The 22,204-nt window shown below is 71.6% G+C and carries 17 protein-coding genes; 9 read left to right on the top strand and 8 right to left on the bottom strand.

Annotated elements, in window-relative coordinates; translation table 11 throughout:
• Positions 1-163 precede the first annotated feature (163 nt).
• Together EDD93_RS03695 and EDD93_RS03690 are read left to right on the top strand one after the other, a co-directional pair.
• The gene (locus EDD93_RS03695) at positions 164-487 is read left to right on the top strand and encodes a helix-turn-helix transcriptional regulator (RefSeq protein WP_260255609.1); all 324 of its coding nucleotides are present in this window, start codon (positions 164-166) and stop codon (positions 485-487) included.
• Positions 484-984, top strand: coding sequence for an SRPBCC domain-containing protein (locus EDD93_RS03690; protein ID WP_123523804.1), 501 nt, complete (start codon positions 484-486; stop codon positions 982-984). Before EDD93_RS03695 ends, EDD93_RS03690 begins: the two co-directional genes overlap by 4 nt.
• A 70-nt stretch (positions 985-1,054) precedes the next feature.
• Here EDD93_RS03690 and EDD93_RS03685 read toward each other — a convergent pair whose 3' ends face one another.
• The 4 genes from EDD93_RS03685 to EDD93_RS03670 all read right to left on the bottom strand — a co-directional run bounded on the left by EDD93_RS03685 (position 1,055) and on the right by EDD93_RS03670 (position 7,463).
• Positions 1,055-1,945, bottom strand: a complete 891-nt coding sequence (locus EDD93_RS03685) for a TIGR03620 family F420-dependent LLM class oxidoreductase (RefSeq protein ID WP_123523803.1) — start codon at positions 1,943-1,945, stop codon at positions 1,055-1,057.
• A 101-nt stretch (positions 1,946-2,046) separates the two neighbouring features.
• Entirely contained in the window at positions 2,047-4,644 is a 2,598-nt protein-coding gene (locus EDD93_RS03680) for a discoidin domain-containing protein (RefSeq protein ID WP_123523802.1), read from the bottom strand.
• Between the two features lie 236 nt (positions 4,645-4,880).
• Positions 4,881-5,981 (bottom strand): threonine synthase, encoded by a 1,101-nt coding sequence (locus EDD93_RS03675; protein WP_398902813.1) that lies wholly within the window; start codon positions 5,979-5,981, stop codon positions 4,881-4,883.
• Between the two features lie 75 nt (positions 5,982-6,056).
• Complete coding sequence (locus tag EDD93_RS03670) at positions 6,057-7,463, bottom strand: glycoside hydrolase family 18 protein (protein ID WP_123523800.1); 1,407 nt, start codon at positions 7,461-7,463, stop codon at positions 6,057-6,059.
• A 296-nt stretch (positions 7,464-7,759) separates the two neighbouring features.
• Between EDD93_RS03670 and EDD93_RS03665 the strand changes: the two genes are divergently transcribed.
• The 6 genes from EDD93_RS03665 to EDD93_RS03640 all read left to right on the top strand — a co-directional run bounded on the left by EDD93_RS03665 (position 7,760) and on the right by EDD93_RS03640 (position 14,885).
• Positions 7,760-8,512, top strand: coding sequence for a GntR family transcriptional regulator (locus tag EDD93_RS03665; protein WP_123523799.1), 753 nt, complete (start codon positions 7,760-7,762; stop codon positions 8,510-8,512).
• 194 nt (positions 8,513-8,706) lie between these two features.
• Positions 8,707-10,545, top strand: coding sequence for a cytosine permease (locus EDD93_RS03660; protein ID WP_260255608.1), 1,839 nt, complete (start codon positions 8,707-8,709; stop codon positions 10,543-10,545).
• A 236-nt stretch (positions 10,546-10,781) separates the two neighbouring features.
• Positions 10,782-10,964, top strand: a complete 183-nt coding sequence (locus tag EDD93_RS03655; protein WP_123523798.1) for an SPOR domain-containing protein — start codon at positions 10,782-10,784, stop codon at positions 10,962-10,964.
• 85 nt (positions 10,965-11,049) lie between these two features.
• Positions 11,050-11,454 (top strand): (deoxy)nucleoside triphosphate pyrophosphohydrolase, encoded by a 405-nt coding sequence (locus EDD93_RS03650; protein WP_123523797.1) that lies wholly within the window; start codon positions 11,050-11,052, stop codon positions 11,452-11,454.
• Between the two features lie 191 nt (positions 11,455-11,645).
• On the top strand, positions 11,646-12,074 hold the full coding sequence (locus tag EDD93_RS03645) for an ATP-binding protein (RefSeq protein WP_123523796.1): 429 nt from the start codon (positions 11,646-11,648) through the stop codon (positions 12,072-12,074).
• A 192-nt stretch (positions 12,075-12,266) separates the two neighbouring features.
• Positions 12,267-14,885, top strand: coding sequence for a SpoIIE family protein phosphatase (locus EDD93_RS03640; protein ID WP_185092454.1), 2,619 nt, complete (start codon positions 12,267-12,269; stop codon positions 14,883-14,885).
• An 18-nt stretch (positions 14,886-14,903) separates the two neighbouring features.
• Here the strand turns inward: EDD93_RS03640 and EDD93_RS03635 are convergent, their stop codons facing one another.
• Together EDD93_RS03635 and EDD93_RS03630 are read right to left on the bottom strand one after the other, a co-directional pair.
• Complete coding sequence (locus tag EDD93_RS03635; protein WP_123523794.1) at positions 14,904-15,617, bottom strand: PspA/IM30 family protein; 714 nt, start codon at positions 15,615-15,617, stop codon at positions 14,904-14,906.
• A 116-nt stretch (positions 15,618-15,733) separates the two neighbouring features.
• Positions 15,734-17,857: a TPM domain-containing protein gene (locus EDD93_RS03630; protein WP_123523793.1), complete on the bottom strand. Its 2,124-nt coding sequence runs from the start codon at positions 17,855-17,857 to the stop codon at positions 15,734-15,736.
• A gap of 237 nt (positions 17,858-18,094) precedes the next feature.
• Here EDD93_RS03630 and EDD93_RS03625 point away from each other — a divergent pair, with 237 nt between their 5' ends.
• Complete coding sequence (locus tag EDD93_RS03625) at positions 18,095-19,150, top strand: glycoside hydrolase family 18 protein (RefSeq protein WP_260255607.1); 1,056 nt, start codon at positions 18,095-18,097, stop codon at positions 19,148-19,150.
• A 10-nt stretch (positions 19,151-19,160) separates the two neighbouring features.
• Here the strand turns inward: EDD93_RS03625 and EDD93_RS03620 are convergent, their stop codons facing one another.
• Positions 19,161-20,669, bottom strand: coding sequence for a glucoamylase family protein (locus EDD93_RS03620; protein WP_123523792.1), 1,509 nt, complete (start codon positions 20,667-20,669; stop codon positions 19,161-19,163).
• Positions 20,670-20,916: 247 nt separating this feature from the next.
• The gene (locus EDD93_RS03615) at positions 20,917-22,119 is read right to left on the bottom strand and encodes a glycoside hydrolase family 1 protein (RefSeq protein ID WP_123523791.1); all 1,203 of its coding nucleotides are present in this window, start codon (positions 22,117-22,119) and stop codon (positions 20,917-20,919) included.
• Between the last annotated feature and the right edge of the window lie 85 nt (positions 22,120-22,204).

The following is a 22,204-nucleotide window of genomic DNA, read 5'->3' as shown; positions in this document are numbered from 1 at the left end:
CGTTCCTCCCTGCGGTGGACCGGGGTCCGCCCCGTCGCTGCCGCTGTCGTCGTGGTCATCGTAGGCGAGCGCCTTCGGCACCGGCCGGGGATCGACACCGCCGGCCCGTCCTCACTGCGTACATGTGGTTGCAGGCATATAACTGGAGTCGTATATTGGTCTGGTGAGTACTCCGGCAAGTGACGTCATCGCAGTACTCGCCGAGCCCAGCCGCCGACGCATTCTCGACCTCCTCAAGGACGGCGAGCGGCCCGTGGGCGAGCTGGTCGACGAGCTGGGGCTGACGCAGCCGGCCGTCTCCAAGCACCTGCGCACTCTGCGCGATGCCGGGCTGGTCGAGGCCAGGGTCGACGCCCAGCGGCGGCTGTACCGGATACGACCGGAGCCGCTGGCCGAGCTCGATGCGTGGCTCGCCTCCTACCGCAGGCTGTGGAGCGCGAGCCTGGACCGCCTGGACCGGCATCTGGAGGAGGAAGGACCGTCATGAACAATTCCGCTGACGCCACGCTGAGCACGGGCGGCGACGGCCGGCCCGTGCTGCGCTTCGAACGCGTACTGGCCAGGCCCCCCGAAGCGGTCTGGCGCGCGATCACCGACCGCGAGGAGCTCAAGGCCTGGTTTCCGTGCGAGGTCGTCACCGAATCCTGGGAGCCCGGTGCCAGGATCAGCTTCCCGTTCCCCGGGACCGGCATGACCCTCACCGGCGTCGTCCTGGAAGCGGATGAGCCCCGCGTTCTCGCCTACACCTGGGGGGAGGAGACCCTCCGCTTCCACCTGACGCCGGAGCCGGGCGGCCGCACCCGCCTGGTGTTCACCGACGAAACGCCCCCGGGCATCGCCGCCCGCAACGCCGCCGGCTGGCAGATCTGCCTGGGCCACCTCGCCGGCGAACACATCGCAGCCGACGCCTGGAAGGGGCACTTCGACCGCTACGCCACCGCGTTCGCACCGGCACTCGGCCCGCAGGAGGGCCCTCCGGCGTGACGGCGCCCGGGGGCGGCCGACCGGAGATCGGTGCGGGGTGGCCCTTCTGCGGGGCCGGTGCGGGTACGGGCTACAGCTCGTCGCCGAAGGCCTCGGCGAGCTTTCGCCACTGAGCGCGCGGCAGACCGCCGCCGCCCTCGCCGGCCGTGAGTACCTGGAGGGCGACGTGGTCGGCGCCCGCGTCGAGGTACTGCTGCGTCCGCGCCTTCACCTGCTCGACGTCACCCAGGGCGAAGAGGGCGTCGAGCAGACGGACGCTGCCGCCGTCCGCGAAGTCGCTCTCCGCGAACCCCAGGCGCAGCAGGTTGTCGGTGTAGTTGGGGAGCTGGAGATACATACCCAGCATGTTCCGGGCGGTGGTGCGGGCCCGGTCGAGGTCGGTGTCGAGCACGACGGACAGCTCCGGGGCGAGCAACGCGTCCGGGCCGAGCGCCTCGCGTGCCTCCGCCGTGTGTTCGGTGGTGACGAGGTAGGGGTGCGCGCCCAGCGCCCGGCCCGCCGCCAGCTTCAGCATCTTCGGGCCGAGCGCGGCCAGGAGGCGATGTCCGGAGTCCACGGGCGGGACGGCGGAGTCCAGGGCGTCGAGGTAGGCGACCATCGCGCTGTACGGCTTCGCGTACTGCGGCACCATCGGGCCGTGGCTGACGCCCAGGCCGAGGACGAACCGCCCGCGCGCGCTCGCGTCGATCGCCGCGATCCGGGCCGCCACGTCCTGCGCCTTGTGGTCCCAGATGCTCAGGATGCCGGTCGCCACGGTGGCCCTGCGGGTGGCGGCGACGACCGCCGCGGCGTCGTCGGCCGAAGGGCTGCCGCCGATCCAGAGCGTCCCGTACCCGAGCTCATCGAGTTCGGCGACGGCTTCCGCGATCGCCCGCTTTCCCGCGTCGTCCACCCGCGACCCGTGCAGGGCGCTGCTCCAGATGCCGATCCGTCCGAATGCCTCGCGTGTCTCAGAAGTCATGCTGTGGCCAACGCCGGCCCGCGCCCGCTATTCCCGGCGGGCCGGGATTCACCCGTGTGCACGGCTGCCCGCCGCTGTGCGACCGGCCGTCCGGGCAGCCCTCAGGGCTGGGTGACCCTCAGCTCCCGTACTCCCGTGGGCTCGTCCGCATCCGCCGACCGGACCGTGACCCGCACCTCGCGGGCGAGCGCCCCCGCCCGGTACGGCTCCCAGTGCTGCCCGTCCGCCGAGGTCTCCAGGCGGTGCGAGGCGGGGCGCACGTCCGTCCACTCGGCCGCGATCCCCGTCACCGCGCCCGTCCGGCCGAGGTCGACGGTCAGCGTGCCCGTCGCCCCGTCCGGGGACCAGGCCGTCGCGGTGCTGCCGTCCACCGCCGCCGCCGCGTAGAGGCCCGGGGTCTCGGAGGTGGCCGTCGCCGGGCGGCAACGGGACGCGTCGGCGGTCGGGGTGAGGTCGGGGCGGCGGGTGGGGAGCGTCAGCGTGGTGGACAGCGTGCGGGGCCCGGACGGGGTGTCGACGGTGAACGGGGCGCCCGAGGCCAGCCGGACCCGCGTAGTCCGGGGGCCGATCGCGATGTCGTACGTACGCCCCCGGAACCGCAGGCCCGTCAGCGTCACGCCCTCGTGCAGCTGCGGCGGCAGCATCGGGTCCAGCCGCACCCCGTCCTCGCGCAGCCGCAACCCCGTCAGCCCGTGCGTGAACACCTGGAGGAAGCCGCCCTTGCCGGTGAGGAAGTCCTCGGCGGGAAAGCCGGACAGCGGGTCCTGCGCACCCGACTTCGCGCCCCGCGCCTCGCTGAAGAGGGCGTACGGCCCGCGCGTGAACGGGCGCACGGCACGCTGAAGGTAGGTGTACGTCGCACAGCCCGGCTCCCCGGTCGCCGCCGCGTCGATCGCGTGGACCGAGTCCGTCATCGCCGGGCCGTCCGGATCGGTGCGGGCCGCGTAGTAGTCGAGCGTGGCGGCCGCCGCGCCCGGCTCCATCGGCCACTCCAGCGGATAGATGAGCAGCACGGTGTCGGCCTGTTTGATCGTCGAGCCGTCGTAGCCCGCGTACTGGAGGAACAGCTTGCGCTCCGGGTCGTAGGGGATGCGCAGTCCGTCCGCGACCTTGTTCCACTCGGCCGGAGCGGGGTGGCCGAGGAGCTCGGCCGCGCGGGTGGCGTTGCGCAGGGCGGTGGCGGCCACGGCGTTGGTGAACACCCCGTCCGTGACGCCGTTGCTGTACTCGTCCGGGCCCGCCACCTCCTTCACGGAGGTGCTGCCGTCGGCGTTCGCGGTGGCGCGCGAGGCCCAGAAGTCGGCGATGCCCCGGAGCAGTTGCCAGCCGTGGCCGGCCAGCCAGTCGCGGTCGCCGGTGGCCAGGTAGTACTGCCAGACGGCCAGTGAGACATCGCCCTGGAGATGGTTCTGTGTGACGCAGTGCGGTGGGTTCCAGCTCTGGCACTCGGACCAGAGCCGGCCCCTGCTCGCGCTCGTCCAGGGGTAGAACAGCCCCTTGAACCCCAGCTTCCCGGCATTGGTACGGGCCTCGTCGCGCGTCCGGTAGCGGTACTCGACCACCGAACGGGCCAGCTCGGGACGGGTGGCGAGCAGCGCGGGGTACATCCAGGTCTCGGCGTCCCAGAACACCATGCCCGCGTAGTTGTCGCTGGTCAGCCCGGCCGGGGCGATGCTGTCGCGGGAACCGGCGCGGGTGGCGGCGAGGAGCCCGTACTGCGCGGAACGCAGCCACTTCTGGAGGTCGGGGCTGCCCGGCACGGACACGTCCGCCGACCAGTCCCGGCGCCAGGCGGCGGCGTTCTCCGCGAGGACCGCGGCCCAGCCGAGCCGAGCCGCACGCCGGGACGCCTCACGGGCGGTGGTGCGCGGGGAGCGTGAGGTCAGCGCGGTGTCGACCCCGACGTACTTCTCGAACGTGTAGGTGCGTCCGGCGCTCACCCGGGAGCGAGCCGCGCCGAGACGGCCCCGGCGCATCGTCTGGACGATCGCTCCGGCGGTTCCGGTGCCCCGCGTGCGGAACGTTCCGTCGTCCTCGAGTGCGATCCGGCGTGCGCCACGCGGGTCGAGCCGGCCGGTGACCGTCGCCGTGCCGCTCCAGTGCGGGGTCATGCGCAGCCGGACCGCGCCGGTGTGCACGGAGGCGCGGTCGGCCAGCACCTCGTACGTCAGGTCGGTCGCGCGGCCGTCTGAGGCCGTCCAGCGCAGCGACGTACGCACCAGCCCGCAGCGCATGAACACCGTCTGGCGGTACCGGGAGATCCGGGCCGCCGGGGTGGCGGAGCCGTACGTCTCCTCGCCCACGCGCACGTCGAGGCCGGTCCAGCTGGGCAGCGCGGCGGCCACCTCACGGCCGGCGGCCAGCTCCTGATCGCGGCCGAACAGCCCGGAGACGAAAGCCCCGTCGTAGCGCGGGGTGAACAGCGGCCAGCCGGTCTTCTCGCCCGGCTCCGCGTATCCGGCGCCGGCGGCGGGCACGCGGTGGCCCAGGTATCCGTTGCCCACGTAGGGGTCGTAGCCCTTGGCCTCGCCGAACGTGGTGGACGTCGGCGCCCAGGCGGGGTCGGTGTCGCGGCCGCAGGCCACGTCGGGCGCCGGGGCGGGCGCGGACCGCTCCGAGGCGTGGGCGCCTGGCGGCAGCGGCGCGATCAGGGCGCAGGCGACCAGTGACGTGAGGAGGGAGATACGCGAGAGGCTCACGGTACGAACGTAGGGAAACGGGCACGGCGCGGCGTCGCACGGCGCGCGGGTGAACGGCTGACGCGGACAGCGGACAGCGGACAACGGGGCGCGCGGGAGGCGCCGGCCGCTTCGGCAAGCCCTCGGGCTCCCGGCCCCGCGCCCTCGTCCCAGGCCTCGTCCCGCGCCCTCGTCCCAGGCCTCGTCCCGCGCCCTCGTCCCAGGCCTCGTCCCGCGCCCTCGTCCCGGCCCTCGGGTCAGGCCGCGAGCCCCGTCTTGAGGCCCGCGCCGCACAGCGGTACGACGACGCTGCGGTCCGTCCAGCCGCCGACCGCGGCCCAGCACGCGACCCCTGTCGTCTCCACGTAGAAGCCGCGCGCGGCCAGATCCAGCTGGGCGGCACGGATCTGATCCTCGGTCACGGTCAGGAAGGTGCCGCCCGATTCGCGCACCGCCGCCAGGATCGCGCGGGCGCGCGGCGGCCGGGGGATGGCGATCCCTTCTGCGAGGGTGGTCGAGAGGGCTCGGGCCCTGCTGTCGAGGAGGTCGTCCGCGCCCGCGCGGAAGGCCTCGGCCAGTGGGGAGACGGCCTCGGCCTGTACGGCGATCAGGGCCGGACGGGTGTCGATCAGCCCCTGCTCGCGGAGTTCCGCGACGGCCAGGGCAGCGCCGAGGAGCAGGGTGCCGTTGCCGACCGGTACGGCGATCGCGTCGGGCAGTCTGCCGCCGAGGTCCTCCCACAGCTCGTACACGTAGGTCTTCGTGCCGTGCAGGAAGTACGGGTTGAACACGTGCGAGGCATAGAAGGTGCCGGGTGCGTCGGCGGCGGTCCGGGCGGCCAGAGCGGTCGCCTCACGGTCCCCGGCGACGATTTCCAGCCGGGCTCCATGCGCCCGGATCTGCTCGGTCTTCTTCGGGGACGTGCCCTCGGGGACGTACACCGTGCACGGCAGCCCGGCGCGGGCGCAGTAGGCCGCCACGGCGGTTCCCGCGTTGCCGCTGCTGTCCGCCACGACGCGCGCGGGGGAGAGTCGCCGGGCCAGTTCGGAGAGCATCACCGCGCCGCGGTCCTTGAAGGAGAGCGTCGGCATGAGGAAGTCGAGCTTGGCCGAGACCGTATCGGTGAGCGGCACGAGCGGGGTGCGGCCCTCACCGAGAGTGGTCGTGGGGGACGAGAGCGGCAGCACCTCCTCGTAACGCCACAGGGAGTTGACGCGTCCGGGCAGGGCGTCGGGACGCAGGGGGCCCGCGCTCTCGAAGTCGAGGTCCCAGGGGCCTCGGCAGACCGGACAGCACCAGGTCAGCGAAGTCGTCGCGGCGAGGGTCCCGTCCTGCGGGCAGCGGTATGCGGTGGCCATGCCGGCCAGCATGCCAGGCGGCGGCAGGAGCCCGGGGCGGCTGCGCCCTCGCGGTCGCCCCGGGCCCGGGAGCCGTTACCGCCGGGAGAGCCCTCGGTCGACTGCGGCCATCAGCTCGCCGTCGTCGGTGTCCCCGTCCAGCGACCAGAACATCGCGCCGCCGAGCCGGTGGTCGCGGATGTAGGTGGTCTTGGTGCGCAGGACCTGCGGATCGTCGTACGTCCACAGGGTAGTGCCGTCGAACAGCCAGGCGCTGCCGTCCCGGACGTTGCGATGGACCTTGTACGCACCGGATTCGGCCAGCTTCTTGAGGGCCTTGTAGTCCTCGTAACCTGCCGCCCAGGTGGCGGGGGCGGGCGCCGCGGCCGGCTGCCCCAGACCGTCGCCGCCACCGGTCACCCCGGTCCAGCCCTGGCCGTAGAACGGCATTCCCAGCACCAGCTTGCGGGCCGGGGCGCCACGCTTCAGCCAGTCGCGCACTGTCCGGTCACCGCTGAAGTCGCCCTTCGCGTACAGCGCGGACTGCTGGGCGGTTGTCGTCTCGCCCGAGACGTGGAAGTCGTAACCCTGGAGGTTCACGAAGTCGAAGTCCCGCATGATGCGCGGGACGTCGAAGCCCGCGTCGATCTTCTGCGGGGAGGCGGGGACGAACGCGGAGAGGTCGTAGTGCTTGGGCTTCGAGCCGTGGCTCCTGCCCTGCTGCCCCTTGTGGGACGCGGCGCTGCTCTTCGCGTAGGCGTCGAGCTGGGTGCGGAACTCGTGCACCAGGGCGGTGAAGTTCCGCTTGTCCTCCGGGCGGTACACCGTATCGGTGTCACCGGCCGATCCCGGCCACTCCCAGTCGATGTCGACGCCGTCGAAGAGACCGGCCGCGGCGCCCTCTCCGCCACGTGTCCCGTCCACGGGCAGGTTGCCCTTGATGTACAGGTCGATGCAGGAGGAGACGAAGGCCTTGCGGGAGGCCGCGGTGCGGGCCGCGTCCGAGAAGTGGGTGGACCAGCTCCAGCCGCCCAGCGAGATCATCACCTTGAGGCCGGGGTGTGCGGCCTTGAGCTCGCGCAACTGGTTGAAGTTGCCCGCGAGGGCCTGCGTGTCGGTGTCGGCCACGCCGTCCACCGAGCCCGCGGCGTCCAGCGGGCGGACATAGTCCGCCCAGGCGTCGGCCTCGCCGGGCACGTTGCCGGTGAAGCACTTGCCGTCGGCGCTGACGTTGCCGAAGGAGTAGTTGACGTGGGTGAGCTTGGCCGCCGTGCCGCTCGTCTCCAGGTCCTTGACCTGGAAGTCGCGTCCGTAGACGCCCCACTGGGTGAAGTAGCCGACCCGCTTGTAGGCGGGAGCGGCGTCGTGGTGAGCGCTTCCCCCGCGGCCGTTGCCCTGGTCCCCGCCGTGTCCGGCGGAGGCGTTGGCGGCGGGGGTGAGGGCGGCTGCCAGCGAGAAGGCGCAGGCGGCAATGGCCAGTTTGGACAGGGTTCTTCGACGCATGAGGCCCGTTCCTGTGCGTGTGCTGAGAGGTGCGTGAGCCGTGCTGTGTGGAGAGGAAGTTATTGGTCTGGACCAAATGGGGTCAAGGGGGCGGACGGATCCGGCGGCGAGTCGCACCCCGGGAAGCGGCGGACGGGCCGCGGCGAGCGGCCGCAGTGCTCGCGGCGGCTCCGGGTGCGGGTATGCGCGCATCGGTGACGAATCATCACTTCGAGTGAATCTCTGGCCTGTGCTTGCGGTCCGGAACCGACGGTTGCGACGCTGTTGCAGTCTGTCAACCTCTTGGGGAGTGGCCTGTGACTTTCGGTGAGCGGCCCGCCTATCTGCGCGTTGCGAGCGATCTGAGAGAGAAGATCGTCAACGGTTCGCTGCCGCCGCATACGCGCCTGCCGTCGCAGGCGCGCATCCGCGAGGAGTACGGGGTCTCGGACACCGTCGCGCTGGAAGCACGCAAGGTGCTGATGGCCGAGGGGCTGGTCGAGGGCCGCTCCGGCTCCGGCACGTATGTGCGCGAGCGCCCGGTCCCGCGCCGGATCGCCCGTTCCGGCTTCCGGTCGGAGAGCGGTGCCAGCCCGTTCCGGCAGGAGCAGACGGCCGAGGGCGCGCGGGGGACCTGGGAGTCCCGGAGCGAACAGGAGGGGGCGAGTCCGGAGGTCGCCGAACGGCTCGGGATCGAGCCCGGCGACCGGGTGATGCGCACGCGCTACGTGTTCCGGGAGGCGGGCGAGGCGATGATGCTCTCGACCTCCTGGGAGACCCTCGCCGTCACCGGGCGCACGCCGGTGATGCTGCCGGAGGAGGGCCCGCTGGGCGGCTGCGGGGTGGTTGAGCGGATGGCCGCCATCGATGTGGTGGTGGACAACGTGGCCGAGCAGGTCGGCGCGCGCCCGGGGCTGGCGGAGGAGCTCCTGGCGCTCGGCGGGGTGCCGGGCCATGTGGTGATGGTGATCGAGCGCACGTACTACGCGTCGGGCCGGCCGGTCGAGACCGCCGACGTGGTGGTGCCCGCCGATCGCTATCGGATCGCCTACCATCTGCCGGTCAGATGACCGGCCCCCGCGAGAGCCCTGGCTGTTGGGTGACCGATAGCCGGTGGAGCCCGTCCGGAGCCCGTGACGACAAGTTAACGTCCGCCCGGGTCCCGTAACAGCCGGGCAATCGTCGACTGTGATGGCTTGTCATGTCCTGCTCCTAACTTCCCGTTTCGAACCCGCACACCGGACTGACGAACGGGAAGTCACCGATGACGGACACAGCCATACCCCAGACGGCCGGGGCTCCTGAGGCGGATGCCGCCCCAGGAGCCCCGGGGAGCGCGGCCGGTGCCCCGGGGGGCGGGACCGAGTCCCCGGGGAGCGCGGCCGGTTCCCCGCCGCCCAGGCGCAGTTACGCCAAGCTCGCCGCCGACGAGAGCCGCGAGGACTTCTCCCTCCGCTACGCTCCGCACTCGTTCCGGCGCTGGTCGCCCGCCGTGGTCGCGGGTACCGCGCTCGGCGGGATCGCCTATCTGGCCGACTTCGCCATCGGTGCCTCGATCGTCTTCACCTACGGATTCACCAGCGGGTTGGCCTCGATCCTGGCGGCGGCGACGATCATCTTCCTCACCGGCATCCCCATCGCACGGGCCTGCGCGAAGTACGGCCTGGACATGGACCTGGTCACCCGTGGCGCCGGATTCGGCTACTTCGGGTCGACGCTGACCTCGCTGATCTACGCGTCGTTCACCTTCATCTTCTTCGCCCTCGAAGGCTCGATCATGGCGCAGGCCATGCATCAGGCCGTCGGCCTGCCCGTCCAGGCGGGGTATCTGATCACCACCCTGATCGTCATCCCGATCGTCTTCCGGGGCATGGGGGCCCTCGCCAAGGTCCAGGCCTGGACCCAGCCGGTCTGGATCATCGGCATGGTGCTGCCGTTCGTCGTCCTCGCCTTCGAAGCGCCCGACGCCTGGGGCGCGTTCAGCTCCTTCGGTGGCACGGAGGGGGCGGGACCGGGCTTCTCGTGGGTGGGTTTCGGGCTCGGTACCGGCGTGGCACTCTCGCTCATCGCCCAGATCGGCGAGCAGGCCGACTACCTGCGCTTCATGCCGGCGAAGACGGCGGCCAACAGGCGCCGCTGGAACTTCGCGGTCCTCGCCGCCGGCCCCGGCTGGGTGATCATCGGCGCGGCCAAGCAGCTCGGGGGCGCGCTGCTCGCCTTCGTCGCACTCGAAGCGGTCGGCAAGACGCACGCGCTGGAGCCGATCGCACCGCAGATCGAGGCCCTGAAGCCGTGGCTCGGGTCGTTCGCCCTGCCTGCCGCCGCGCTCTTCGTGATCGTGTCGCAGATCAAGATCAATGTGACCAACGCCTACAGCGGCTCGCTGTCCTGGTCGAACTTCTTCTCCCGGATCACCCACCGTCACCCCGGCCGGGTCTGGTACATCTTCCTCAATCTCGTCATCGCGCTCACGCTGATGGAGATGAACATGTTCGCCGCCCTCAACAAGTTGCTGGGCTTCTACTCGAACGTCGGCATCGCCTGGATCGCCGCGGTCGCCGCCGACCTGGTCATCAACAAGCGGATCGGGCTGAGCCCTCCGTACATCGAGTTCAAACGGGCCTACCTGTACGCGGTCAACCCGGCGGGATTCGGCGCGATGGTGATTGCCTCGACCGTCTCGATCCTCGCCTTCTTCGGGTTGTTCGGTACGTACGCGGAGGCCTTCTCCACCTTTATCGCGGCCGGCCTCTCGCTGACCCTCTGCCCGCTGATCGCCTGGGCGACCAAGGGCAAGTACTACCTGGCCAGGCCCAATCCGGTGAACGGTCCGGGCGTCGAGGTCGCGGACATCACCGCCACCCACACCTGCTCGGTCTGCGAAACGGCCTACGAGCTCCCGGACATCGCGGACTGCCCCGTGCAGTCCGGCCCGATCTGCTCGCTCTGCTGCTCGTTGGACGCGGAGTGCGGTGACGTCTGCCGCAAGGAACCGGCCAACGGCCCGGTCCTCATGCCGATGCCGGTGGTGGTGCCGGTATCGGCGGCGATGCCCGTATCGGCGCCGGTGCCGGTGTTGCGTCAGGGGGCGGGCGAGGCGTAAGCGCTCCGGTCCGGCACACGTCGGGCCGGTCCGAACGGCCCCGGGGGCGCATCCAGTTGGATGCGCCCCCGGGATTTGGTCCACACCTGGCCGGATCGGTATCTCTTTGTGCAATTACGTATTCGTTGCGTGAAGGTCAGGCGTACGCTCGGGCATATGCGTACTGCGGTTTCCTGGGGATCCTTAGAAACATGCACGCCGTTGATGGGAGGGGCGCAATGCTCAGGAGGGACACGATGAGCGACAGCGGTGCCGTGCTCCCTTGGCTGGTGATACGGCAGGACGACAACGGCAACCGCTACCGCGTGGGCAGGTACGCCACGCAGGACGAGGCGCAGCGGACCGCCGACAAGCTCGATGTCCGCGGCCACAAGCAGCTCTACTGGGTGGAGCGGGTGGGGCAGGCCGCGCGGCCGTAGCGCGTGCCGTGCGCCGGGCCGCCGGGTCTCCGGCGTCCGTGCCGTGCCCTCGGGGGTGGCCCGGCCGGGTATTACGCTCCGGGGCATGAGTGATCGTGTGGTGGTGGCCGGAGCCGTGTTCGACCGGGGGCGGCTGCTCGCCGCGCGCCGAAGCGCCCCGCCCGAGCTGGCCGGCCGGTGGGAACTGCCCGGCGGCAAGGTGGAGGCGGGCGAGAGCGGCGAGCAGGCGCTCGTGCGCGAACTCCGCGAGGAGCTCGGCATCGAGACGGAACCGCTGGAGCGCCTCCCCGGCCAGTGGCCGCTGAAGCCCGGCTACGTACTCAGGGTGTGGACGGCCCGTCTGGTGTCCGGCGTGCCCGCCCCGCTCCAGGACCACGACGAGCTTCGCTGGCTCGGCCCCGGTGAGAGCGACTCGGTCGACTGGCTGGAACAGGACCGCCCCGCGGTCGCGGAAGCCGTTCGGCGGCTGGCCGGCGGCGCACACCGCTGAGCGGGGTGTTTGCCCGGCGGCGCGCACCCCAGGGACCGTGCGCCCTTTCCTTGCACGTACACCCGTTCGTGCGCATGGCCTTACACCCGTACGCCCCACGTGTCGGCGCCGACCGGTATTCCGCGTCGAATATCGGGTATGTCCTGTTTAGCCCCCGCAAACAGGACGTTCTCCGTTGCTGGTCTTGGGAAGTGATCGGCGTGATCGATACCGAAGGCGACTGCGCCGAGTGGAGCTTTCCGGCTGTACCCGGTGCCGTGCGCACGGCCCGGCACGCCGTCCATGAGGCGCTGCGCGGCTGGGGGCTCGACGCGGCCGTCGGTGATGTGGCTGTACTCCTGGTCAGCGAGCTGGTCACCAACTCCATGCGCTATGCCTCGGGCCCCATCGAAGTGCGAGTGGTGCGGCCCCATCACGGCGGTGACGGCCTCTCGGCGCATTCCGGTCTGGTGGTGGAAGTCTCCGATCCGCTTCCGGATCCGCCCACCGAACGTGCGGCGGGACCTGACGACGAGGGTGGCAGAGGACTGCAGCTCGTGGCCTGTTCCGCCAGGCGATGGGGGATCAGGTGCGGAAAGAGTGGCAAGACGGTGTGGTTCGAGCTGGCCCTGCCTGGTTAGGAGTGGGGTGGGAGAACGGCGATCACCGGAGGTCGTGCAGAACCTGGCTGAAAGGGACTGAGACCGTGCTGTGATCGTGAACGCCGTGTCGGTGAGGGCCGTAGTGCTGAATACTGCGGGCAGGACCGGTCCGGTGTGTGAGCTGGAGGGGACGGTCGCGTGAGCGAAATACCTGGGACAGCGGGCGACGTTGTGTGGCAGAGCAGTCCGCCTGGCTCGATCTATGACTACATCAGGGTCGCCTCCTTCTCGATCGGCCCCGACGGTCTGATCGAGCAGTGGAGCCGCCGGGCCGCCGGCCTCTTTGGCGTTGCCGCGGACGAGGCGCTGGGCAAGGACCCGGTCGAGGCCTTCATGCCCGGTGAGCTGCGCCGTGACGGCCATCGCCGGATCGGTGAGGTGCTCGACGGTAAGGAGTGGACGGGTCTCGTCCCCTTCCGCATGCCGGGCGAGAGCGCACTGCAGGGGCTCGCTGAGATCTATGTGATGCCGAGCGAGACGGCGACGGGTGAACGGGCAGCGGTCTGCATCGTCGTGGACGTCCGCGCGTTGCGCGGCATCGAGACGGACCTCGCTGCCTCGCAGGCGATTTTCGGCCAATCTCCCTTCGGCTTCGTGCTGTTCGGTACCGACTTCACGGTGGTGCGGGCCAACCAGCGCTTCGCCACCGTCTTCGGTGGCCGGGCCGACGACCACCGCGGCCGGACCGTTCACGACTACCTCGCCGGCACGGAGGCCGACCGGCTGGCCGCCACTCTCAGCCGCGTGCTGAAGACCGGTGAATCCGTCACCGACCTCCAGCTCGTCGGCACCGCCCCGGGCGAACCGGAGCGCCGTCACTGGTCGATGAACCTCTACCGGGTGCACAGCGGATCGGGCCGGCCCATCGGCATCGCCGGACTCGCCACCGATGTCACCCGGCGCCATATCGCCGCCCGCGAGGCCGCCAGCGCCAGGCGCAACCTCGCTCTGCTCAACGAGGCCAGCGCCCGCATCGGCAACTCCCTCGACCTGGAGACCACCGCACGCGAACTCCTCGACGTCGCCGTACCCGGCTTCTGCGACCTCGCGTCCGTCGACCTCTACCAGTCACTCCTCACCGGCGAGGAAGCGCCGCCGGGCAGCTGGAGCTCGCTGCGCCAGGAATCGGTCGGCGGCTCCGCCGAACTGCGTCGTGTCGCCTTCGCCAGCGCCGTTTCGGACGCCATGCCCGACATGCTGCCCGACACCGTCCCCGAATCCGGCTACGGGCACAGCCACGGTCAGGGTCACGGGTCGGGCGGCGATGCCTCCCGGGTCCAGCCGGCAGCCGGACCGCCCGCGCTCGGAGCGGTGCACCGCTACCCGTTCAACTCGCCGTGCGCCATAGCCCTGCGCACCGGCCATGTCGAGGACGTGCCGGGCGACGACCGCGGATTCGTCCAGTCCACCTTCGCCGTGCCGATGGTCGCCCACGACACCGTGGTCGGTCTCGTGCAGTTCTCCCGCACGAAGGGCAGCGAACCCTTCGGGGAACGGGACCGGGCGCTGGCCACCGAACTCGCCGCCCGTGCCGCCGTCTGCATCGACAACGCCCGCCTCTACCGCCGCGAGCACGAGCGGGCCCTGATACTCCAGCGCAGCCTGCTGCCACCCGGGGACCCCGAGGCCGCCGGTCTCGACATAGCCTGCCGCTATCTGCCCGGCAACACGGCGACCGAGGTGGGCGGGGACTGGTTCGACGTGATCGAACTCCCCGGGCACCGCACCGCCCTCGTCGTCGGCGACGTGATGGGCCGCGGACTGCGCGCCGCGGTGGCCATGGGGGAGCTGCGCACCGCCGTACGGACCCTGGCCCTCCTGGACCTGGAACCCGCCGAGGTGCTCTCCGCCCTCGACGAGGTCGCCCGGGGCCTCGGCACCCCCGGTGGCAGCACCTCCTCCGACGGGCTCGGCGGCCCCCAGTGGCCCTCGCGGGCCGCCCACAAATCCCGCGAGGCGGACCTGTCCGAGGTCTACCTGGCGACCTGTATCTACGCTGTCTACGACCCGGTCACCCGGCGGTGCACCTTCGCCAATGCCGGACACCTCCCCCCTGTCGTGGTCGAGCCGGGTGAACCGGCGCTGCTGCTCGACGTCCCGCCGGGCATGCCGCTGGGCGTCGGCGGCGAGCCCTTCGAGGAAGTCGAGGTCGAACTCAAGGAGGGCGCCCTCCTCGCCCTCTACACCGATGGCCTCGTCGAGTCCCGCGACCACCCGCTGGACGAGGGCCTGGAGGCCCTGCGCGGTGCGCTCGTCGAACCCGCGCCCCTTCTCGAGGACGTCTGCGACCGCGTACTGAGCACCCTCGACACCCGCCACGGCGAGGACGACATCGCCCTGCTGATGGCCCGGATACAGGGACTGCCGACCGAAGCCGTCGGAGACTGGCGGCTGCCCCGCGAACCCCGCTCGGTCGGCCGCGCCCGCGAGCTCGCCCGTGGCCAGTTGCTCGCCTGGGACCTCGACGACCTGGTGGACACCACCGAACTGCTCGTCAGCGAACTCGTCACCAACGCCCTGCGCTACGGCGAGGGCGAGATCAGGCTCAGGCTGCTGCGCGACCGGACCCTCGTGTGCGAGGTGTGGGACGCGGGTCTCGTCCAGCCGAGGCGACGGCGGGCACGCGACACGGACGAGGGCGGCCGAGGTCTGCAACTGGTCGGCCTGCTGAGCGCCGCCTGGGGTTCCAGGCGTACCCCGCGTGGCAAGACGGTCTGGTTCGAACTGCCGCTGCCCGATGGCCGGCCGGCCGCCGAGCGCACGGTGGAGGAGCTTCTGAGCATGTTCTGATCACGGCCCGGACCGGACTCATGAGCTGGTCTTCAGGGCTGCGAGACGAGCCTCGACCTCCGCGCTCGCCCCGAGCGTGTCCAACTGCTCGAACTGGGCGTCCAGCGAGGAGGCGGCAAGCTCCTGCTTGCCCACCGCCTTGGCCTCCTCACGGCGCACCTTGTCCTCGAACCGGCTGATCTCGCTGGTCGGGTCGAGGACGTTGATGTTCTTGACGGAGTCCATCATCTGGTTCTGTGCCTGTGCGGACTTGGCCCGAGCGACCAGCTCGTCCCGCTTGGACTTCAGCTCCGACAGCTTGGCCTTCATCTGGTCCAGTCCGGACTTGAGCTTGTCCACCACCTCCGTCTGCGAGGCGATGGTGGGCTCCGCCGTCTTCGCCTCCTTCTCCGACTGGAGCTGCCGGCCGAGCGCGACCTTGGCCAGGTTGTCGAACTTGTCGGCATCGGCCGCCGATCCGCCCGCGCGCAGCTCATCCGCCTTGCGGCTGGCGGCGAGCGCCTTCTCGCCCCACTCCTCGGCCGCCTCGATGTCCTCCCGGTGGTCCTGCTCCATCAGCCGCAGGTTGCCGATCGTGGCGGCCACGGCCTGTTCGGCCTCCGAGATGTTGGACGTGTAGTCGCGGATCAGCTGGTCCAGCATCTTCTGCGGGTCCTCGGCCTGGTCGAGGAGCGCGTTGATGTTGGCCTTCGCCAGCTGGGTGACGCGTCCGAGAATGGTCTGCTTGGTCATGGCACCTCTCCTGTGTGTCCAGTGCTGTACGTCCCGTGCTGTCGCGCCCGGCGTTGCTCTGCCGACAGTGCTGCCGGTCTGCGGCGCTGCCCGTGCGCCGCCTGTGCTGGGCGCGGTCAGAAGCGGCCGCCTCCGCCGCGCCGGCCGCGCGTGCCCCCGCCGCCGAAGCTGCCCGGCCCGCCGCCCCCGCCGCCGAGCCCCCCGCCGCCGAAGCCGCCGCCGGATCCGCCTCCCCGGCCGCCCCCGCCCAGGAGCCCGCCGAGGATGATCCCGCCGAGGACGGCACCGCCCACGCCCCCGCTCCCGCCGCCCCCTCCTCGCGCACCGCCCGGACCATTTCGGTTCCCGTATGCCTGCACGTCCCCTTCCGCCATGCTCTGTGCCTGCCCTGCCAGCGAGTCCGCCCGGTGCGCCTCGGCCAGCGCCCCCTGCGCGTCATCCGCCCCGGCCAGCTCGCCGGCCCGCTCCAGCCTTCGCTGCGCCTCCGCCAGGCGGGTCCGGGCCTGGCTGCCGACCGCCCCCCGGTTGGTGCTGATGTAGTCGGCGGCGCCGGCGATCGCGGATCGCGCGGTGAGCATCGTCTGGTCGAGGAGCGAGCGAGCCCGCCGGCTGTCCTGCTCCTGCTCGCGCGCACCGGCCAGCGCCTCGTCCAGTGCCGCGTCCGCCTCCTCCACCCGGCGCAGCGCGTCGATCGGGTCGTACCGGCCGGCGCCCACCTCTGCCCGCACATCGCGGATCACGGCTGTCGCACGGGCGATCCGGCCCCGGAGGTCAGCCGTGGACACCCCCTCTGCGGTGCCCTCCAGTAGTCCGCCCGCGTCGGCCAGGTCCGTCTCCGTCTCGGTGAGCGCGGCCGGCAGCTTGTCAGCGGCCTCCGCCACCTCCCGTGCGCGCCGGTCGACGGCGTCGACGAGGGTGGTCGCCTGGCCGACCGCACCCTCGGCGGCCCGTACGTATACGGCGGCGGCCGCGTTGTCGCCGCCGTCCACCGCCTGCCGGGCCCGGTTGAGCGACGACGTCGTGAAGACGAGCCGGTCCTTGGCCTGCTCGACAGCGCCGGCGACGGGGGCCGAGGCGGACTCCGCGTAGCGGCCGCGCATGGAGGTGACGGTCGTCTCGGCCGCGGAGACCCGGCCCGCCAGCGAACGGAACGCGCTCTCGGCCGCGGCGAGCGCCTGCGGGGCGTCGCGTTCGAGCGCGCGGAGCCGGTCGAAGTCCTCGGAGACCGCGTCCAGGCGGGTGTTGGCGTCCTCGCAGCGGCTGATGATCTCGTCCAGCATCCGCCGCCGGGTGGCATCGTCCTCGGGAATGGCGTCGTCGAGCTGCTGGCGCAGCCGGAAGGCGGCCGTGAGCTCGCCCCTGGCGTAGGCGACGGCCTCGGTGAACGGGGCCGCGGCCTCCTCGCCGAACTGGGCCGTGGCGAATCCGAGTTCTTCGTCGCTCGTGCGGACCGCGTCGTCCGTGCCGACCAGCGTCTCCTTGGCTCCGGCGTCGAGTTCCGGCAGCGGAACGGGAGGTTCCGGCGACGTGCTCCGGTCGGTGCCGCCCGGTCCCCAGCCGGTCGCACCGGGTGTCGTACGGGTGGCGGTGCGCCGCTTCCTGCGGGTGTAGCCGTAGGCGGCGGCCGCCGCGACCGCGATGACGACGACGATCGGCAGGATCAGGTCCCCGACGCTCGTCCCGCCGGAAGCGCCTGTCCCCGGGTCGTCGGCGCCCGGAGTGATGGCCGGTGTCGGTACGGCCGCGCCGGCCAGGACGGCGGAGTACCCGTTGGCGGCCCCGATCGCGGCGCCCGCCCAGTCGTTCTCCCTGAGCGCCGGCTCGATGGCGGTGCTCGCCACGTCCTGGAGCTGGGCGTCGGTGAAGCGGGAGTCCTGGTCGACCGAGTAGGCGTACTGCCGGTCGTGGGTGGCGACGGCGAGCAGGACGTCGTCGCGGCCGAGCCCGTTGCGGTTGGCCGTCTCGTCGGCCCAGCTCTGCGGGGACCTTCCGGAGAAGTCACGGACGTAGGCCACGAAGAGCTGGACGCGGCGTTTGTCGTACAGCTGGTCGAGGGCCGAGACGACCTGGTCCTTCCGGTTTCCCAGTGCGCCGACCCTGTCGGTGATCTGCCCGTCCCGGGACAGTGCGACGGGGTCGTCCGCACGGGCGGCGACCGAGGCGGGAAGGGCCAGCCAGCACACCGTCATCAGGAGGGCGAGCAGGGCCCGGCCCGGTATGAGGGTCCGGGTTCGGCTCACAGGCGGCGTCACGTTTGTGAGGTTATGTCCACCCTCCGTGCCCCGCGACCCGACGGAACACCCCCGGCCGGCCCTCCCCGGAAGGCCCCCGGGAACGGCCCACGGGGCAGGCGCGTCCTGCTCTCAGTACGACTGGATCACGCGGACCATCCGTCCGCGCGACTGGATCGCACGGATCACACAGGTCGAACGGGACACGCGGACCACAGGGGACGCACCGACACAGGGGGCACGCGTATGCGTGGGCGGACGGGACGAGCGGTCGCGGCGTTACGGAGGCGGGCGGCCCGCTTCCGGTGGACCTGGCCGCGGCGCATCGCGCTGATCCTGGTCCTGGTGATCGTGGTGCCGGTCCTCGCCGCCGGGACGGCGCTGCGGCTCAACTTCACCGGCGACCCCGGCGAGGGCACCCGCACCCGGGGCCGCGACGCCATCTGGCTGGGCCACGCCTGGGTGGACGGGCGGAAGAAGGACGCCGACCTCGCCGCGTTCGCCGCCCGGATCAGGGGGACGGGCATCAAGGACCTGTACGTCCACGCCGGGCCGCTGGAACACGACGGCACGCTGCCCGTCGCCCGCTATCCGCGCGCCCGATGGCTCATCAAGGCGGTCCACCGCACCCTGCCCGGCGTCCGGGTCCAGGCCTGGCTCGGCGACCGGCTCGCGTCCGAGGGCCCGGACGGGCTGCGGCTGGAGCGGGCCGCCTCGCGCGACGCGGTGACCGCCTCCGCGCGGCAGATCCTGGACGCCGGGTTCGACGGGGTGCACTTCGACCTGGAACCGCTGCACTCCGGCGATGCCCACTACCTCTCCCTGCTCGACGGCCTGCACGCGCTCACCCGGGCACGCGGGGTGCCGCTGTCCGTCGCCGCCCACCAGATCGACCCGCTGCCCGCCGCGCAGACCGTCCTGGGCGGGCTCACCGGCCGGGGCAAGTGGTGGTCGCAGAAGTACTTCGGGCAGGTGGCCCGCAGGGTCGACCAGATCGCCGTCATGTCGTACGACACCTGGATGCCGCTGGAGGGACTGTTCGGCGGATACGTCGCCGAGCAGACCTCGCTGGCCCTCGAAGCGACCCCCCGCTCCACCGACCTGCTGATGGGGCTGCCGTTCTTCCACGAGAACGACCTCGGCCACCACGGATCGGCCGAGACGGTCGCGGCCGCGGTCCGCGGCACCAGGCTGGGACTGGCGCGCACGGACCGCGACCGGGAACGCTTCGGGGTCGCGCTCTACGTGGACTTCGCCGCGACGGACGCCGACTGGACGGCGTACCGCGAGGGCTGGCACTGAGCGGCCGGGCTCAGATACTGAAGCGCTCCTTGGCGAGCAGCGGCCGTACCCGGGAGCGGAACCCACCGGTCCAAAACGGCTGCTGCAGCAGTCCGGGCCGGATCGCCTGGGCCAGTGCCGCGGCGATCATGCCCTGGTCGAGGGCGAGCTGGTAGTCGCTGACCCGTCCGGTGGAGACGTTGACGGAGTCCCGGAACCCCAGGCCGTCGTGGTAGGCACCGAAATCACGGTCCAGGGCCCGCAGGTTCGCCACCGCCTCGGCCGGCGCGTAGGACAGGGCGAGGAACGAGGCGTGCGGGGTGACGACACCGTTGGTGAACGCCGGGGCGGGCGGCAGCGGGGCGCCGTCCTCGGTGTACGTGCGGTCCGTGTTGGACGCGTAGCCGTCGAGTTGCATGCCGAGCGCGTCGACCCCGTACTCCTGGTACCCGCCCTCGGGAATGTTGGCGGGGGAGAAGCCCCAGTACCCGTACCGGGCCTCTGAAACACCGTGCTCGATCTGGCTCCGCACATACCGCTGGTGGGTGCGCCCCCACGACTTCGGCGACCATTCCGGCTCGGGCACGAACAGCGGAACCATCAGCGCCTCGAACATCGACCCACCCCAGGTGGGGACGAGCTTGCGGCCGCCGTGCGTGTAGTGGCCCTCCCAGACGCGGATACCGTCCATGGCCACGTAACTGCCCTGCGGCTGCTGCTCCTGCTCGTTCCCGGGGAGCATGGTGCGCAGCAGGTGCCAGTAGTGGTCGGCGGGCAGGGACCCGTCGGCTATGCCCAGATAACTTGCCATCCGGGGCTCGGTGTTGAGCGCGCCGTAGTGATGGCCGGTGGGCTCCTCCGTGTCGGTCCAGAAGCCGCCGCGCAGCTGGCCGGGCCCGGCGACCGGGTCGGCCGGATCGAAGGGCGTGTAGAAGTAGGACCAGTCGGCGTCCGCGAGGATGCGGCCGATGCGGGGGCCCAGTGCGGGAGCGGCGTCCGCGGCGATGCGCAGGCCGGTGATCAGCCAGGCGTTGTCGACCGAGGAGAGGAACGGGCGGACGGGTTCGCCGGTGCCGGGCCATTCGGTCAGCACCGAACCGTCGTGCGCGTCGTACCAGTTGAGCCAGAAGCCGTGATGGCGCTCCAGCTTCTCCACGGACCGGACCGCGCGCTCCAGCCTGCTCCGCATCGTGGCGTCACTGATCACCCCGAGCCCGCCGGCGGCGACCGTCGACCACAGTCCGCAGCCGATATTGGTGGGCGAGGTCTGACGCGACCGGACGGGACCGCCGAGACCACTCACGTCGATCTTGTCGACGGCGAGACCCAGGCCGGTCGTCATGGCCTCGATCGAGCGATACGTATCGCGGAACCAGCGCAGCAGCAGCGGCTTATCGACGGCACGGACAAGATGAGCGGCGTCCGCCGAAGGCACGGACGCGGTGGCGGGAACGGCATGCGCCGGGGATACGGACGCAGCTCCGAGGGACAGAGCGGCAGCCCCGGTCCCGGTGGTGGCGAGAAACGTGCGACGGTCCATGAAGGTCCAGCTCCCGTTGGCAGAAGGGGGATGGGGGCGTTTCGTGGCGTGCTCGATGCGGCGGACGAGAGCCGCCCGGGGGTGGTGCCGCGCCTGGGGCGCCGTATTCGGGTGTGGCTGTCGGCGTGGCCCGAGCGGTGGGGCGGGGTCACGCCGGGTGTACCGGTGCGGGATCCGGCGTCCGTCAGGTGCCGCCGGACCCCGCACGGTGGGGAGCCGTCAGGGGCTCCCGGTCAGAGGCCCGGCGTCAGTCGGCGATGCGCGGGAGGGTGCGGGTGCGGCCCATCTCGCCCAGCCAGGCGGCGGACGGCTTCGGCAGCCGCTCGAAGGTCTCCGGGTTCCAGCCGATGAGGCCGAAGGTCGGTGCGTAGGAGCCCCACTCGTAGTTGTCCAGGGCGCTCCACGCGAGGTAGCCCTCGACGCGCAGGCCGTCCTGGATGGCGGACGCGACCTCGTTCAGGGCGCCGGTGTAGTAGTCGATCCGGCGGCTGTCCTTGTCGGTCGCGATGCCGTTCTCGGTCACGATCAGCGGCATGTCGCTGCCGACGACCTCGGCGGTGTGGCGCAGCGCGTGGCCGACGGCGCAGGGGTAGTACTCCCACTGCGTGAGGGTGCGCTCCACGTCGTCTGCGGTGGGGATCGGCCCGTCGGTGCCGATCCTGGTCCGGGTGTAGGACTGCACCCCGATCCAGTCGTCGCCGCGGGCGGCCTCGATGAAGATGTCCTCACGGGGGTGGCGGTAGGCCGCGGTGACCTCTTCCGCGCCCGGAAGGGCCTGGTAGACCTGGTTGGCGATGGTCCAGCCGACCTGGATGTCGGCGTTGATCGCCTTGACCTCCTTGACGGCCGCGTGGTGCGCGGCGATGACGGCCTGGGTGGTCTCGTCGTCGGGGGTCGGCAGTCCGGCGGGCGGGAAGCCGATGTCGCCGCGCTTGGCCTGGCCCGCCATGACGGCGATCATGTTCGGCTCGTTGATGGTGCAGACGTGGCTGACGCCCTCACTGATCACGGGTGCGCAGGCCGCGACGTAGCGGGCGAACAGCTCCGTCGCGCCCTCGGCGGTGAAGCCGCCCCGTGCCTCGAACCACTGCGGCACGGTGAAGTGGTGCAGGGTGATCATGGGGCGGAGTCCGCGCTCGATGGCGCCCTCGACCATCCGGCGGTAGTGGGCGATCTCGGCCCGGGAGAACTGACCCTCGGCGGGCTCGATGCGGGCCCACTCGATGGAGAACCGGTAGTCGGTGAAGCCCAGTCCGGCCAGCACGTCCATGTCCTCGTGCCAGCGGTGGTAGCTGTCGCAGGCGTCCAGGCTGGGCTCCTGGATGTGGGTGCCCGCGGTGTGCTCCTTGACCCACCAGTCGCTGTTGGTGTTGTTGCCCTCGATCTGGTGGGCGGCCGTGGAGGCACCCCACAGGAAGTTTTCGGGGAACGGGACCTGGGTGTGAGTCATCGCAAACTGTCTTTCTGGTGCGGGGAAGGGGGCGGCCGGCGGGTGTGCGGGTGCGGGCCGCTTACGTATGGGAGGGGCGGCCGGG

The organism is Streptomyces sp. 840.1, from assembly GCF_003751445.1.
Taxonomy (GTDB): domain Bacteria; phylum Actinomycetota; class Actinomycetes; order Streptomycetales; family Streptomycetaceae; genus Streptomyces.
The sequence above is the reverse complement of the archived record's forward strand: the minus strand, read 5'-3'. Positions and strand labels throughout refer to the sequence as shown.